Below are 14,613 nucleotides of genomic sequence, written 5' to 3' on the forward strand. Positions count from 1 at the left end.
CACGAGTAGTAGTAAAACTACATTTGTGCGACGTTTCGTCGCATGCTGGCTTGTGAGGAAAAACGTTCATGTTGGTTGGCATCGTGTCGCGAACGGGTAACTCTTGATGTTTGTTGCCAATTTTTCGTTTCTTTCAGCTATTTCCAACTTTTGTACGACAGTCCAACCGTGGTCCGGCTTCCCCTTGGCCGCTTCTTCCCCTCTATTTCACGCCGATCAAGGATAGACCATGCGCCTACCTTTGCCGTCCGATCTGCCCGCTACCCTGCAGCCGCTGGTCGCGCGCAACCAGCAATTCATCAGCGATGCGGTGGCTGCCCACCCGGAACTCGACCTCCAGGCCTGGAGCCCGCTGCACCGGCAACAGTTCGACCAGGTAGCCGCCGCCAGCGACTTCGTGCTCGGCCTGGTCCGGCGCGAGCCGGCCATGCTGTTCGGCCTGCTGGCCAGTGGCGAGCTGGATCGGCGTTACGCCGCGGGTGAACTGCGCGGGCACATCGCTGCAGCCGCCCAGGCGGCGCAGAGCGAGGACGAGCTGGCGCGCAACCTGCGCCGCGAGCGCAACCGCCAACAGCTGCGCATCATCTGGCGCGACATCACCCGCCAGGCCGCGCTGGGCGAAACCTGCCGCGACCTGTCCGACCTGGCCGACGCCGCCATCGACGAAGCCTACCAATGGCTGTACCCGCGCCACTGCCAGCAGTTCGGCACGCCTGTCGGCAACCGCAGCGGCCAGCCGCAGCACATGGTGGTGCTGGGCATGGGCAAGCTGGGCGCGGTGGAGCTGAACCTGTCGTCGGACATCGACCTGATCTTCGCCTTCCCCGAAGGCGGCGAAACCGAAGGGGTGAAGCGCTCGCTGGACAACCAGGAGTTCTTCACCCGCCTGGGCCAGCGCCTGATCAAGGCGCTGGACCCGGTCACCGTCGACGGTTTCGTGTTCCGCGTCGACATGCGTCTGCGCCCTTATGGCTCGGCCGGCGCGCTGGTGCTCAGCTTCAATGCCCTGGAGCAGTACTACCAGGACCAGGGCCGTGACTGGGAACGCTATGCGATGATCAAGGCGCGGGTGGTGGCCGGCGACCAGGCGGCCGGCGCGCAGCTGCAGGAGATGCTGCGGCCGTTCGTGTACCGCCGCTACCTGGACTTTTCCGCGATCGAAGCGCTGCGCACCATGAAGCAGCTGATCCAGCAGGAAGTGCGGCGCAAGGGCATGGCCGACAACATCAAGCTGGGTGCCGGTGGCATTCGCGAGGTGGAATTCATCGCCCAGGCCTTCCAGCTGATCCACGGCGGGCGCGACCTCAGCCTGCAACAGCGGCCGCTGCTGAAAGTGCTGGCCACCCTCGAGGGCCAGGGCTACCTGCCGCCAGCCGTGGTCGTCGAGCTGCGCGAGGGTTATGAGTTCCTGCGCTATACCGAACACGCCATCCAGGCCATCGCCGACCGCCAGACGCAGATGCTGCCGGACAGCGAGACCGATAAGGCGCGGGTGGCCTACATGCTCGGTTATGCCGACTGGCAAAGCTTCCATGACCAGCTGACGCACTGGCGTGGCCGCATTGACTGGCACTTCCGCCAGGTGATCGCCGACCCGGATGATGAAGACGGCGAGGGCGAGCTGGTGGTGGGTGGCGAATGGTCGCCGCTGTGGGAGCAGGCGCAGGATGAAGATGCCGCTGGCCGTCAGCTGCAGGAGGCCGGTTTCCAGCAGCCCGCCGAAGCCCTGCGGCGCCTGGCCGCGCTGCGCTCCAGCCCGCAGCTGCGTTCGATGCAGCGGATTGGCCGTGAGCGCCTGGACGCCTTTATCCCGCGGTTGCTGGCCCAGGCTGTGGAACATGACAACCCCGACCTGGTGCTCGAGCGCGTGCTGCCGCTGGTCGAGGCCGTGGCACGCCGTTCTGCCTACCTGGTGCTGCTCACCGAAAACCCCGGCGCCTTGCGCCGCCTGCTGACCCTGTGCGCCGCCAGCCCGTGGATTGCCGAGCAGATTGCCCGCTACCCGCTGCTGCTCGACGAACTGCTCAATGAAGGCCGCCTGTTCAGCCCGCCATTGGCGCCGGAGCTGGCCAGCGAACTGCGCGAGCGCCTGACGCGCATCCCCGAGGACGACCTGGAACAGCAAATGGAGGCGCTGCGCCACTTCAAGCTGGCCCACAGCCTGCGCGTGGCCGCCTCGGAAATCAGCGGCAACCTGCCGCTGATGAAAGTCAGCGACTACCTGACCTGGCTGGCCGAGGCCATCCTCGACCAGGTGCTGGCCCTGGCCTGGCGCCAGACCGTGGCTCGCCACGGCCAGCCCAAGCGCAGCGACGGCAGCCTGTGCGACCCGGGCTTCATCATCATCGGCTACGGCAAGGTAGGTGGCCTGGAACTGGGCCACGGTTCGGACCTGGACCTGGTATTCATCCATGACGGCGACCCGCAGGCGGAAACCGACGGCGCCAAGCCGATCGACAGTGCGCAGTTCTTCACCCGCCTGGGCCAGCGCATCATTCACCTGCTGACCACCCAGACCAACTCGGGCCAGCTGTATGATGTGGACATGCGCCTGCGCCCCTCGGGGGCCTCGGGCCTGCTGGTGAGTTCGCTGGGAGCGTTCGAGCGCTACCAGCAGAACGAGGCCTGGACCTGGGAGCATCAGGCCCTGGTGCGGGCCCGGGTGCTGGTGGGCTGCAAGCAGGTGGGCACGGCGTTCGAAGGCGTGCGCGCCAAGGTGCTGGGCCAGGCCCGCGACCTGGAAAAACTGCGCAGCGAAGTGAGCGAAATGCGCGCCAAGATGCGCGACAACCTCGGCACCAAGGCCACTGCAGCCGGTACCGCGGCAAACGCCTTCGAGGCCGGTGTGCCGTTCGATATCAAGCAGGATGCCGGCGGTATCGTCGATATCGAATTTATGGTGCAATACGCCGCTTTGGCCTGGTCCCACGACCACCCGGCCATACTCCGATGGACCGATAACATCCGCATTCTGGAAGAGCTGGAGCAGGCGGGTTTGATGCCGGCCAGTGACGCGGTGCTGTTGCGTGAAGTGTACAAGGCGTTCCGCTCGGCCTCGCACCGCCAGGCCCTGCAGAAGCAGGCCGGGGTTATCGATGCGGCGCAGTTTGCCGATGAACGCCGTGAGGTGCGGCGGATCTGGGGTGAATTGGGCCTTACCTGAAGGCCCCGCCAACCCTGTGGGAGCGGGTTCACCCGCGAAGAAGGCCACGCGATGCTTGGCACCGGCTTCGCCGGTGTTCGCGGGTAAACCCGCTCCCACAGGGTCTGCAATCAGCGACGGATATGCCTGAGTGGTACACTGTCCGCCACATAGCCTGAATATAAAGAGGGGAGGCCAGGCTGTACCGCAGCCTGTAGCCTCCCCGAGCGTTTCTGGACTAAGCATGAGAATACTGATCATTGGCCCCAGCTGGGTCGGCGACATGGTGATGGCGCAGACCCTGTTCCAGTGCCTGAAACAGCAGCACCCCGACTGCGTGATCGATGTGCTGGCCCCCGAGTGGAGCCGGCCGATCCTCGAACGCATGCCCGAGGTCCGTCAGGCCCTGAGCTTCCCGCTCGGCCACGGCGCACTGGAACTGGCCACGCGGCGACGCATCGGCAAGTCCCTGGCCGGCCAGTACGACCAGGCCATCCTGCTGCCCAACTCGCTCAAGTCGGCGCTGGTGCCGTTCTTTGCCGGTATCCCCAAGCGCACCGGCTGGCGCGGCGAAATGCGCTTCGGCCTGCTCAACGACGTGCGCAAGCTGGACAAGGCCCGCTACCCGCTGATGATCGAGCGCTTCATGGCCCTGGCCTACGCGCCCGGCGCCGAGCTGCCGCAACCGTACCCGCGCCCCAGCCTGCAGATCGAAGCGCAAAGCCGCGACGCCGCCCTGGCCAAGTTCGGCCTGGAGCTGGACCGCCCGGTGCTGGCGCTGTGCCCCGGTGCCGAGTTCGGCGAGGCCAAGCGCTGGCCGGCCGAGCACTACGCCACCGTGGCCGATGCGATGATCCGCCAGGGCTGGCAGGTGTGGCTGTTCGGCTCGAAGAACGATCACCCGGTCGGTGAGCAGATCCGCGACCGGCTGATCCCGGGCTTGCGTGAAGAATCGTCCAACCTGGCCGGCGAAACCTCGCTGGCCGAGGCCATCGACCTGATGTCCTGCGCCCATGCCGTGGTGTCCAACGACTCGGGCCTGATGCACGTGGCCGCCGCGCTGAACCGCCCGCTGGTGGCGGTGTACGGCTCGACCTCGCCGGGCTTCACCCCGCCGCTGGCCGAGCACGTGGAAGTGGTGCGCACCGGCATCGAGTGCAGCCCGTGCTTCGACCGCACCTGCCGCTTCGGCCACTACAACTGCCTGCGCTTGCTGGAACCGGGCAAAGTCATTGCTGCCCTGCACAGCCTGACCGGGCCGGACCTGATCGATACCGTGGCCGAGGTCGACTAAGTGCGGGTACTGATCATCAAGACTTCGTCGCTGGGTGATGTGATCCACACCTTGCCGGCGCTTACCGATGCCGCCCACGCCATCCCGGGCATCCGCTTCGACTGGGTGGTGGAAGAAGGCTTCGCCGAAATCCCCAGCTGGCACCCGGCGGTCGACCAGGTGATCCCGGTGGCCATTCGCCGCTGGCGCAAGAACGTCTGGCAAACCATCAAGAGCGGCGAGTGGAAGGCGTTCAAGCAACGTGTACGCGAGCGCAAGTACGACCTGGTGATCGACGCCCAGGGCCTGGTCAAATCGGCCTGGCTGACCCGCTACGTGAAGGCGCCGGTGGCTGGCCTGGACCGCTACTCGGCCCGCGAAGGCTGGGCCAGCCGCTTCTATGACCGGCGCCTGTCGGTTGCCACCGGCCAGCACGCGGTGGAGCGGGTGCGCCAGCTGTTCGCCATGGCCCTGGCCTACGACCTGCCGGAAGGCATCGGCAACTATGGCCTCGACCTCGAGCGCCTGCAACTGCCGCCGGCCGCCCCCTATGTGGTGTTCCTGCATGGCACCACCTGGGCGACCAAGCACTGGCCCGAAGCCTACTGGCGCGAACTGGCCGAGCGCATGGGCCGGCGCAAGCTGGAAGTGCGCCTGCCGTGGGGAAACCCGGCCGAGAAGGCGCGGGCCGAGCGCATCGCCCAGGGCTTGAACAACTGCCAGGTGCTCCCCAAATTGAACCTTGCCGGCGTCGCACGCGTGCTGGCGGCGGCAAAAGCCTGCGTGGCGGTCGATACCGGCCTCGGCCACCTGGCGGCGGCACTCGATGTGCCCACCATTTCGCTGTTCGGCCCGACCAACCCGGGCCTGACCGGCGCCTACGGACGGACCCAGATTCACCAGGCCAGTGACTGGCCCTGCGCGCCCTGCCTGCAGAAGAAGTGCACCTACAAACCGAGCGCCGACGACCTGCGCCGGTTCGATCTGAAACGCGAGTGGCCATTGTGCTTCACTCGCCTGAATCCCGAGCATGTGGCGAGCCGCTTGAGCGCGTTGCTGCTGGCTGAGGATGTCCGTTGATGCAACTGGCTTTCGTGCTTTACAAATATTTCCCCTTCGGCGGGCTGCAGCGCGACTTCATGCGCATTGCCCTGGAATGCCAGAAGCGGGGCCACCAGATCCGTGTGTACACGTTGATCTGGGAGGGTGACATTCCGCCGGGCTTCGAAGTGCTGGTGGCGCCGGTGAAGGCGATTTTCAACCACCGCCGCAACGAGAAGCTCAGCGCCTGGATGGCCGCCGACCTGGCCAAGCGCCCGGTCGACCGCCTGATCGGTTTCAACAAGATGCCTGGGCTGGACGTGTACTACGCCGCCGACGGCTGCTTCGAGGACAAGGCGCAGACCCTGCGTGGCGGCCTGTACCGCCGCTGGGGCCGCTACCGGCACTTTGCCGAGTACGAACGTGCGGTGTTCGCCAAGGACGCCCATACCGAAGTGCTAATGATTTCCGAGGTGCAGCAGCCGCTGTTCATCAAGCACTACGGCACCCCGGTGGAGCGTTTCCACCTGCTGCCGCCGGGCATTTCCCAGGACCGCCGCGCGCCGGCCAATGCCGGCGAAATCCGCGCCGAGTTCCGCAAGGAATTCAACCTGGGCGATGACGACCTGCTGCTGGTGCAGATTGGCTCGGGCTTCAAGACCAAGGGCGTTGACCGCAGCCTCAAGGCCCTGGCCGCACTGCCGTCGGCCCTGCGCAAGCGCACCAGGCTGATGGTGATCGGCCAGGATGACCCCAAGGTGTTCCAGCTGCAAAGCGCTACCCTGGGCCTGGGCGAGCAGGTGCAGTTCCTCAAGGGCCGCAGCGACATCCCGCGTTTCCTGCTGGGCGCCGACCTGCTGATCCACCCGGCGTACAACGAAAACACCGGCACGGTGCTGCTCGAGGCGCTGGTGGCCGGCCTGCCGGTGCTGGTCTCCAAGGTGTGCGGCTACGCCCACTACATTGCCGAGGCCGACAGCGGCCTGGTGCTGGACGAGCCATTCGAGCAGGAACAGCTCAATGGCTACCTGCAGCGCATGCTCGAAGACCAACAGGCCCGCGCCAGCTGGTCGCGCAACGGCCTGGCGTTTGCTGAAACCGCCGATCTGTACAGCATGCCGCAGCATGCCGCCGACGTGATCCTGGGGCAGGAGTCCGCATGAAGCTGATACTGGCCGAACCGTTCAAGCGCCTGTGGGCCGGGCGTGATGCCTTCGATGCCGTGGAGGCGCTGCAAGGCGAGGTCTATCGCGAACTGGAAGGGCGCCGCACGCTGCGCACCGAGGTCGCTGGCGAGGGCTTCTTCGTCAAGATCCACCGCGGCATTGGCTGGGGCGAGATCTTCAAGAACCTGCTTACCGCCAAGCTGCCGGTGCTTGGCGCCGGCCAGGAATGGCAGGCCATCCAGCGCCTGCACCAGGTTGGCGTGCCGACCATGACTGCCGTCGCCTATGGCGAGCGTGGCAGCAACCCGGCCGCGCAGCATTCGTTCATCATCACCGAAGAACTGGCGCCGACCATCAGCCTGGAAGACTTCAGCATCGACTGGGTCAGGCAGCCGCCCGAGCCGCGCCTGAAGCGCGCGCTGATCGCCGAAGTGGCGAAGATGACCGGCGGCATGCACCGCGCCGGGGTCAACCACCGCGACTGCTACATCTGCCACTTCCTGCTGCATACCGACCGCCCGGTGACGGCGGACGACTTCAAACTGTCGGTGATCGACCTGCACCGCGCGCAGACCCGGGCGAAAATCAGCCGCCGCTGGCGCGACAAGGACCTGGCCGCGCTGTACTTCTCGGCGCTGGACATCGGCCTGACCCAGCGCGACAAGCTGCGCTTCCTGCGCGGTTACTTCCAGCGCCCGCTGCGGCAGGTCCTGAAGGATGAAGCCGCGCTGCTCGCCTGGCTGGAGCGCAAGGCGCAGAAACTCTACGACCGCAAGCAACGTTATGGGGATGCACTCTGATGGCGGGGTGGACACTGGCGCCGGGCTACGAACACCTGGCGGCGGACTTCGGCAGCCTGGAAGCGGTATTTGCCCTGCAAGGCGAGCGCCTGACCCGCGACCCGATCAGCGAGGTGGTGCGTATCGAGCGTGACGGGGTCAATTACTACGTCAAGCGCTACACCGGGGCCGGCAAGCACATGCGCCGTTACCTGGGCCGGCCGCGGATCAAGGCCGAATGGCAGAACCTCAAGCAGTTCGACAAGTGGGGCATCCCCACTGCCGAAGTGGTGGCCTGGGGCCTGGAGCGCAATGGCCTGGCCTTTGGCCGGGGGGCCATGATCACCCGCGAACTGCCGCGCACCGAAGACCTGTCGGCGCTGGCCGAGCGCAACGATGCACGCTTGGCCGATCGCGCCTGGGTCGGGCATGTCAGCAGCCAGCTGGCGCGCCACACCCGGGTCATGCACCAGCACCACTTCGCCCACAACGACCTGAAATGGCGCAACCTGCTGGTCGACGACCAGGGCACGCTATTCTTCATCGACTGCCCCACCGGCGATTTCTGGCGCGGCTTCATGTGGCGGCACCGGATGATCAAGGACCTGGCGTGCCTGGACAAAGTGGCCAAATACCACCTGTCGGCAACCCAGCGCCTGCGTTTCTACCTGCAATACCGTGGCCGCGACCGGCTGAATGTGCGTGACAAGAAGCGCATTCGCCAGGTGGTGAGCTTTTTCGAGGGAAGGGAATGACCGATTACCTGGCCAGCGCGGACCTCGCGCTGCTCAAACGCCATGGCCTGGACGACTTCGAGGCGCTGTGGGCGCTGCAACTGGATGCCGTGGACGAACCGAACACCGGCCGCGGTGGCTGGAGCAGCGTGTTCCGCCTGGAACTCGAAGGCAAGGGCTACTACCTCAAGCGCCAGAGCGACTACCTGACCCGTACCCTGCACCGGCCATTCGGCGAGCCGACCTTCGCCCGCGAATTCCGCAACATCAGCCGTTACCAGAAGCTGCAGATTCCGGCCTTGCAGGCGGTGTTCTATGGCGAGCGCAAGAAAGGCGGCACGCACCGGGCGATCCTGATGACTCGCGCCCTGGACGAATGGGCCGACCTCGACAGCCTGCTGGCCCGGTGGCCACAACTGAGCGATGCTGAACGCAATGGCGTCCTGCAGGCCTGCGGCCAGCTGGCGCGCACCCTGCACAGCGCCGGCCAGGTGCATGGCTGCTTCTACCCCAAGCACATCTTCCTGCGCCAGCGCCGCGAAGGCTGGGACGCGCAACTGATTGACCTGGAGAAGACCCGCCCCCTGCTGTTCGGCATGCGTGACCGTCTCAAGGACCTGGAGCCGCTGCTGCGTCGTGCCCCGGTCTGGAGCGAGCATGATGTACGTACCTTGCTGGCCAGCTACCTGGCGCAGCCTGCCGATGGCACGCTGGTCGATACCTGGCTGCAACGCCTGACGCAACGCCGTCGTGAAAAAGAGGCCCGCTGATGCGTTTGTCTGAATTGAAAGAGGCCGGGCGCAGCCCCTCGTTGCCCCTGAGCATCACCCTGGCCGATGCTGCCGGCACGGCCGACCTGCAATTGCTCAGCCTGCTGCGCGTGCTGCCGGGCCAGCGCTATGTGGGCGCCGGCGTGTGGCGCGGTACCCCGGTGCTGGCCAAGCTGCTGGTCGGTGGTAACGCTGCACGGCATTTCCAGCGCGAACTGCAAGGCGTGAAGCTGCTGGCCGAGCAGGGCCTGACCACGCCGAAGCTGCTGGCCGACGGCCTCAAGGAAGGCGAGGGCGGCTGGCTGCTGTTCGAATTCCTCGACGGCGCCGAAAGCCTGGCCGATGCCTGGGCGGCAGTGGAGAGCTTGCCGGTACTGGCCGACGAGCAGCACCTGGTGCTGGGCGAGGCGCTCACCGCAGTGGCGCACATGCACGCCCGGGGCCTGTGGCAGGAAGACCTGCACCTGGACAACCTGCTGCGCCACGGCGGCAAGCTGTACCTGATCGACGGCGCCGGCATCAAGGCCGAAACGCCTGGCCAGCAGCTGTCGCGCCCACGTGTGCTGGAAAACCTGGGGGTGTTCTTCGCCCAGCTACCCAAGCGCCTGGAGCCGTTCATCGAAGAACTGCTGGTGCACTACCTGCTGGCCAACGCCGAGCATGCGCTGCCGCTGGAAGCCTTGCAGAAGCAAGTGGACAAGGTGCGCAGCTGGCGCCAGAAGGATTACCTGGAAAAGGCTGGTCGTGAATGCAGCCTGTTCAGTGTCGAGCGCAGCCTTTCGGGCTTGCGGGCAATCCGCCGCGACGAGGTCGAAGCCATGCTGCCGGTACTGGAGCAGGCTGACGCGTTGATCGACCAGGGTCACCTGTACAAGACCGGGGGTGCGGCCAGTGTGGCGCGCATCGAGGTTGGCGGCCGCACGCTGGTGCTCAAGCGCTACAACATCAAGAACACCGCGCACTGGTTCAAGCGCTTCTGGCGCCCGAGCCGAGCCTGGCATTCCTGGATCGAAGGCCATCGCCTGGAATTCCTCGACATTGCCACGCCGCGTCCACTCGCGGTGCTGGAGCAACGGGTGATGGGGCTGCGAAGCCGTGCCTACCTGGTCACCGAGTATATCGATGGCCCGGACCTGGCCGAATGCTTCGCGCCCTACGTGGATAACGGCGATGCGCCCGAGGAGCAGGTGGATGCCCTGGTGCATGTGATGCAGCAGCTGATTCGCGAGCGTATCAGCCACGGCGACTTCAAGGGCCACAACCTGTTCTGGCACAACGGCCAGTGGTCGCTGATCGACCTCGACGCCATGTGCCAGCACGCCACCCAGCTCAGCTTTGCCCCGGCCTACGCCCGTGATCGGGCGCGGCTGCTGCGCAACTGGCCGAGTGGCAGTGCCTTGCATCAGCGGCTGGACCGGCTGCTGCCCAAGCTGGCCGAGTAATCCGCCGGCAGTGCCAGCCAGTCGCTGCTGCGGCCTGGCTGGCGCACGCGAATGCGCCATTGGCCGCCCTGTTGGCGCAATACTGCCCAGGCGTGGACTGCGCCCAGTGCCTTCTCGGGCAGCAGCAGATGGTAATGCCCGGCGAGCAGGTGCCGACGAACCGGCAACTGCTGGTCACCCAGCTGCAGATAGAGTTGGCCCCCGGCGTCGTGCAGGTCGGCTTCCCCTGCCACCGGTTCGCCCTCGAGCGGTGGTTGCAGGCGTATCTCTTCCAACAGCTGGGCTACGTCAGGCAACCCGTCATGCCAAAGCACGATGGAATCGACCACCCAATTGCCATTGCGCAGCCGTTTGATCGGCAGTTGTGCGTAGGCATCCGGCTGCCTGGGGTCGAGCACCCGCCAGCGATAGCCGTCGAAGTGGACGTTGTACAACCGCCCCTGGCTGTCCTTGACGAAGTAACGGTCCGGGCCTGGCACGCTGTTGATCTGTTCGTACACTTCCTCGCCATGGACCCCGTCGATCCGGTAGCGCAGCTTGCTCACGTCCACGGCCGCTTCGTGGGTTTTCGGCAGTGGGCGCGGGGGTTGCGGTGGCAGGCCGCGCATCGCCCTGCGCATGAGGGGCGAGCCAGCGAAACTGGACAACCCGTCGGCGCTGTGGCTCAAAGCGGCCATGGCGTGATGGAAGGTTGCTGCGTAATCCTGTTTTTCCAGGGCTTCGAAGCCGTCCCACAGCGAAATCGACATACGGCCGAAGGCCAGGGCTGACATTGTCGGGGCCGGTAGCACGAGGCTGATCATGTCGAGAACCAGGCGCAGCGTCGACAGCCCGTACTCGCCAAGCAGCTCGCGGTTGCTGCGGCTGTTGGTATCGGCCTCGGCGATCATGGCGTGGACCTGGGCCTTGTAAAGGGCATCGAAGAGGTTGCCGTTGATCATTGGCCTTTGCACATATGGCCCGAGGCGGCCCTTGCGCACCAATTTGTCGAGCCGCTTGCCATCAGCCAGAGGCGCGCGCTGGATCAGGTACTTTCGCAAGGACGGCGTGCTGCGAAGGGTTCTGAGCAGCGCCCGGGTATCGGGGAATTCACGCCATGCGCGCCGGTCGGGTGCGTCCGGCGTATACAGCACCAGCGACGGCTGGTTGTCGCTCTCGGCATTGAGCAGCAGTACCCCTTGCAGCGTGTGCCCGTCGATGATCAGCTGGCGCACCGCGATACGATGCTCGTCTATGGTAGGGCGCCAATTGTTGTCGGGGTGGTCGGTGACGGCTTTGACCCAGCGATAGCCTCGCTCGCGAGTATCGTTCAGAAAGTGCCTGGCATAGCGGGCCTTGGCCGCCTCGGCGCGCATGCGGGCGCGGTTCATGTTGCCGTGGCATTGCATGCGCCAGCGTGCACCTGGAGACTCCAGCAGGTGGGTTCGCAGGTAGCGGATGTAGCCACTGCCGGCGTCAAGCTCGCGCACCAGGCGCTTTACCCCTTCTGCGGATATCGATTCCAGCGTGGAACCGTCTTCGTTGTGTATTCGGGCAGTCAGCCAGTAATCGACGTCGAACCAGCCGATGTTCAGCAGGGCCAGCTCGTCCAGGCGGTAGGTGGTGGTTACCAGTTCGATGGTGCCACCGACATGGCGACGGTTGGCAACGGCCACGTAACCCGAAGGTGCCAGCGGGTTGATCAGCGGGCCGGTGCGGTGTGCAAGCGTGACGGTTATGCAGACTTTTTCGGCAGGCAAGTCGATGGAGAATTCGCGCTGCAGCGCCTTGCCAAGGCGTTCGCGCACCCATGCCAGCAGGTGGTGGCGATTGCCGAACGCCTCCAGGGTCAAAAGGCCGGGTGCAGCAGCCTGGGTGATGGCCCCGGCGAGCTCCTGGATCGTTTGCATGATGTGCGTCAGGCTTTGCGTGGAGCTCTGGCGCAGCCAGGCGGGAAGGTGTTTTTCCAGCAGCAGCGCATAACGGGTGGACAACGCATATTGGCTGCCCATGAGATCGGTCAGTGACTGCTGTTTGGACAGGGTGCTTTTCAGTGCCGGCAGATCCGGGTTCTGGTCAAGCGCCCAGGCGGCGTGCCAGGCGATGGTGAGCCTTTGATGCTGCGCGTCGATCACATCAGTGGTCTGTTGTTCGACCAGGTCGCCGGTAAACCACTCGTAGCGCAGCCGGTCGGCACACCGGACCAGTTGCTGGTCCTGCAGGCGGGGTAGCAGTTGCAGCATTGGCCGGCTTTGCATGGGGTCGTCCAGGCGCTCGCACAGCTCCCTATGCAGTTCGGCCAGGTTGGTGAAGCCTTCAACGCCATGAGAAACGCTGCACAGCAGTGCCTGGCCTGTGGCTGTTGCAGGCTCGGCAACGGCCCCTTCCGGTGCGTCTGCCACCAATACCAGCACGCCGGGTAACGGCAACCGGCCATGGGGGCTTGAACGGTTGAATACCGGCCGATAAACCTGGGCCCGGTGGGTGTCTGGCAGGTGGTTGCGCTGCCAGGGTAGCGGCAGCTCCAGGGAGGTGCGCAGCAGGCTGATGTGGCTGTAGTCCAGGGTCTGGTCGGCGAGGCGCAGTTCCAGTTCGGCCAGAAGTTGCTCATGACGCAGTTCGCGCAGTTGCTGGACGCGGCTGTGGCCTGCTTCGACAGGGTCGTTCCAGAACGCTGCCAGGTCACCAAAAAAACGCTGACGCATGGCGGTCGGTTCCGTTTCGCCCGCCAGTTCGGGTTTGCCTTGCTCAAGGGCGATGAGTTGTTGATCGAGCGCTTCGAGGCGCTGCAAAGGTGTCATGGTATGGCTCCTTGGAAAATGGGAGCCAACCATGTCGTGGCAAAAGAGGGTGCGGGTATTACCCGGTTACTGCCGTGGACGAGGGTAGAAACCTTGCAGGCCGAGAGCCGCCGACACCCCCAGGCCGAGCCAGGCCAGGCTGTCCCAGACCCCGTCCCCCAGCAAGGCGGCAAACAGCCCCACGGCAGTGAGCAGGGCCACGACCATCGGCCAGATGAAGATGCGCCAGGTCGGCTGTGACTTGTGGCTCATGCCCGCGCCTCCCGCTTCGTGCGTTGTTTGCCCCACCACAGGTACAAGCCGCTGCCGAGGACGATGATGGTCAGCACATCGAGTAGCGCCCACAGGATTTGCATTGGCCGGCCGCCGTAGTCGCCGAAGTGCAGTGGTTGCGACAGGCCCATGGCATCCATGTACCAGGGGCGTTCGCCGACGGCGGTCACCGCCAGTGTTCGCGCATCGATCAGCACGGGCGTGAGCAGGTGCGAGGTCAGGTGCGTGGCGCCCTTCATGAACACCGCATAGTGGTGCTCACTGGAAAAGCGTGTGCCGGGGAAGGCGATGAAGTCCGGGCGCATGCCGGGGGCGGCCTGCTCGGCGATGGTCAGCAGGTGGGTGGCCGGGGCGCGTTCGGTGAGCGGTGGGGCATCACGGTACGGGGCAACCATGGCGGCCAGGCTGTCGTTGCGCCAGGCGGCGATGACCAAGTCCGACAGCGCGCTGATGACGCCGGTCACGCCTACCGTCAGTGCCCAGGCCAAGGTGACCACGCCGATCAGGTTGTGCAGGTCGAGCCAGCGCAGGCGACGGGATTTGCCGTGGCGCACCGTGCCGAAGTCCAGGCGGCGCATGAACGGTGCATAGAGTACGGTGCCGGAGATGATCGCCACGACGAACAGCACGCCCATGAAGGCCAGCAGCAGCTTGCCGGGCAGGCCGGCGAACATGTCCACGTGCAGGCGCAGCATGGTCATCATGAAGCCGCCGTTGGCGGCCGGCATGGCCACGGCTTCACCGGTGCGGGCGTCGAGCATGAAGGTGTGCGACGAATTGGGTTCGGTGCCGGCGGTGGCGGCGGTTATGGCCACTACGCCGTTGGCTTCGTCCTCGTCGTAGCCGAAGTACTGCATGACCTCGCCGGGGCGGTGCTGCTCGGCCTTGATCACCAACTGCTGCAGGTCGAGGTGTGGCGTATCGGCCGGCATTTCCCGCAGTTCGGGGGCGTCGCCGAGCAGGTGTTCGAGTTCGTGGTGGAAGATCAGCGGCAGGCCGGTGACTGCCAGCAACAGCAGGAACAGGGTGCAGACCAGGCTGCTCCAGGTGTGGATCACCGACCAGCGGCGGATGGTTGGGCTTTTCATCACGGTACCGATTTTTGCCTGTTGGAAGCTGGGGCTGCTGCGCAGCCCTTTCGCGACACAAGGCCGCTCCTACAGGGGAGCACGTTTTCCTGTAGGAGCGGCCTTGTGTCGCGAAAGGGCCGCAA

The 14,613-nt window shown here is 65.5% G+C and carries 11 protein-coding genes; 8 read left to right on the forward strand and 3 right to left on the reverse strand.

Annotation, left to right across the window (positions count from 1 at the left end):
* Positions 1-229 precede the first annotated feature (229 nt).
* From glnE to ABX298_RS12365, 8 genes are all read left to right on the forward strand, one after another.
* Positions 230-3,163 carry a bifunctional [glutamate--ammonia ligase]-adenylyl-L-tyrosine phosphorylase/[glutamate--ammonia-ligase] adenylyltransferase gene (gene glnE / locus ABX298_RS12330; RefSeq protein WP_367394442.1) on the forward strand — a complete coding sequence of 978 codons (2,934 nt, stop codon included), beginning with the start codon at positions 230-232 and terminating at the stop codon, positions 3,161-3,163.
* 223 nt (positions 3,164-3,386) lie between these two features.
* Positions 3,387-4,436 carry a lipopolysaccharide heptosyltransferase II gene (gene waaF / locus ABX298_RS12335; protein WP_013970536.1) on the forward strand — a complete coding sequence of 350 codons (1,050 nt, stop codon included), beginning with the start codon at positions 3,387-3,389 and terminating at the stop codon, positions 4,434-4,436.
* Positions 4,437-5,495 carry a lipopolysaccharide heptosyltransferase I gene (gene waaC, locus ABX298_RS12340; protein WP_286919484.1) on the forward strand — a complete coding sequence of 353 codons (1,059 nt, stop codon included), beginning with the start codon at positions 4,437-4,439 and terminating at the stop codon, positions 5,493-5,495. It abuts the gene before it with no gap.
* Complete coding sequence (locus ABX298_RS12345; RefSeq protein ID WP_013970538.1) at positions 5,495-6,619, forward strand: glycosyltransferase family 4 protein; 1,125 nt, start codon at positions 5,495-5,497, stop codon at positions 6,617-6,619. Before waaC ends, ABX298_RS12345 begins: the two co-directional genes overlap by 1 nt.
* Positions 6,616-7,422: a lipopolysaccharide core heptose(I) kinase RfaP gene (rfaP, locus tag ABX298_RS12350; RefSeq protein ID WP_025337411.1), complete on the forward strand. Its 807-nt coding sequence runs from the start codon at positions 6,616-6,618 to the stop codon at positions 7,420-7,422. Before ABX298_RS12345 ends, rfaP begins: the two co-directional genes overlap by 4 nt.
* Entirely contained in the window at positions 7,422-8,156 is a 735-nt protein-coding gene (locus ABX298_RS12355; protein WP_025337412.1) for a lipopolysaccharide kinase InaA family protein, read from the forward strand. Before rfaP ends, ABX298_RS12355 begins: the two co-directional genes overlap by 1 nt.
* Complete coding sequence (locus tag ABX298_RS12360) at positions 8,153-8,905, forward strand: lipopolysaccharide kinase InaA family protein (protein WP_075044375.1); 753 nt, start codon at positions 8,153-8,155, stop codon at positions 8,903-8,905. Before ABX298_RS12355 ends, ABX298_RS12360 begins: the two co-directional genes overlap by 4 nt.
* Positions 8,905-10,347, forward strand: a complete 1,443-nt coding sequence (locus ABX298_RS12365) for a lipopolysaccharide kinase InaA family protein (RefSeq protein ID WP_013970541.1) — start codon at positions 8,905-8,907, stop codon at positions 10,345-10,347. The genes ABX298_RS12360 and ABX298_RS12365 overlap by 1 nt, the downstream gene beginning before the upstream one ends.
* Here ABX298_RS12365 and ABX298_RS12370 read toward each other — a convergent pair.
* From ABX298_RS12370 to ABX298_RS12380, 3 genes are all read right to left on the reverse strand, one after another.
* The gene (locus ABX298_RS12370; protein ID WP_367394443.1) at positions 10,308-13,127 is read right to left on the reverse strand and encodes a DUF6543 domain-containing protein; all 2,820 of its coding nucleotides are present in this window, start codon (positions 13,125-13,127) and stop codon (positions 10,308-10,310) included. The two genes, ABX298_RS12365 and ABX298_RS12370, sit on opposite strands and share 40 nt — an antisense overlap.
* A gap of 66 nt (positions 13,128-13,193) precedes the next feature.
* Positions 13,194-13,379 carry a hypothetical protein gene (locus tag ABX298_RS12375; RefSeq protein ID WP_015268683.1) on the reverse strand — a complete coding sequence of 62 codons (186 nt, stop codon included), beginning with the start codon at positions 13,377-13,379 and terminating at the stop codon, positions 13,194-13,196.
* A complete protein-coding gene (locus ABX298_RS12380; RefSeq protein ID WP_085618454.1) occupies positions 13,376-14,488 on the reverse strand; it encodes a PepSY domain-containing protein in 1,113 nt (370 codons plus the stop codon). The genes ABX298_RS12375 and ABX298_RS12380 overlap by 4 nt, the downstream gene beginning before the upstream one ends.
* Between the last annotated feature and the right edge of the window lie 125 nt (positions 14,489-14,613).

This window comes from Pseudomonas sp. X4, assembly GCF_040784925.1.
Classification (GTDB): domain Bacteria; phylum Pseudomonadota; class Gammaproteobacteria; order Pseudomonadales; family Pseudomonadaceae; genus Aquipseudomonas; species Aquipseudomonas putida_Z.

Coding starts and splice junctions, on each gene's coding strand:
- ABX298_RS12370 (WP_367394443.1), bottom strand. CDS start 13,127: ATGACACCTTTGCAGCGCCTCGAAGCGCTCGATCAACAACTCATCGCC.
- rfaP (WP_025337411.1), top strand. CDS start 6,616: ATGAAGCTGATACTGGCCGAACCGTTCAAGCGCCTGTGGGCCGGGCGT.
- glnE (WP_367394442.1), top strand. CDS start 230: ATGCGCCTACCTTTGCCGTCCGATCTGCCCGCTACCCTGCAGCCGCTG.
- ABX298_RS12380 (WP_085618454.1), bottom strand. CDS start 14,488: ATGAAAAGCCCAACCATCCGCCGCTGGTCGGTGATCCACACCTGGAGC.
- waaF (WP_013970536.1), top strand. CDS start 3,387: ATGAGAATACTGATCATTGGCCCCAGCTGGGTCGGCGACATGGTGATG.
- ABX298_RS12375 (WP_015268683.1), bottom strand. CDS start 13,379: ATGAGCCACAAGTCACAGCCGACCTGGCGCATCTTCATCTGGCCGATG.
- ABX298_RS12360 (WP_075044375.1), top strand. CDS start 8,153: ATGACCGATTACCTGGCCAGCGCGGACCTCGCGCTGCTCAAACGCCAT.
- ABX298_RS12365 (WP_013970541.1), top strand. CDS start 8,905: ATGCGTTTGTCTGAATTGAAAGAGGCCGGGCGCAGCCCCTCGTTGCCC.
- ABX298_RS12355 (WP_025337412.1), top strand. CDS start 7,422: ATGGCGGGGTGGACACTGGCGCCGGGCTACGAACACCTGGCGGCGGAC.
- ABX298_RS12345 (WP_013970538.1), top strand. CDS start 5,495: ATGCAACTGGCTTTCGTGCTTTACAAATATTTCCCCTTCGGCGGGCTG.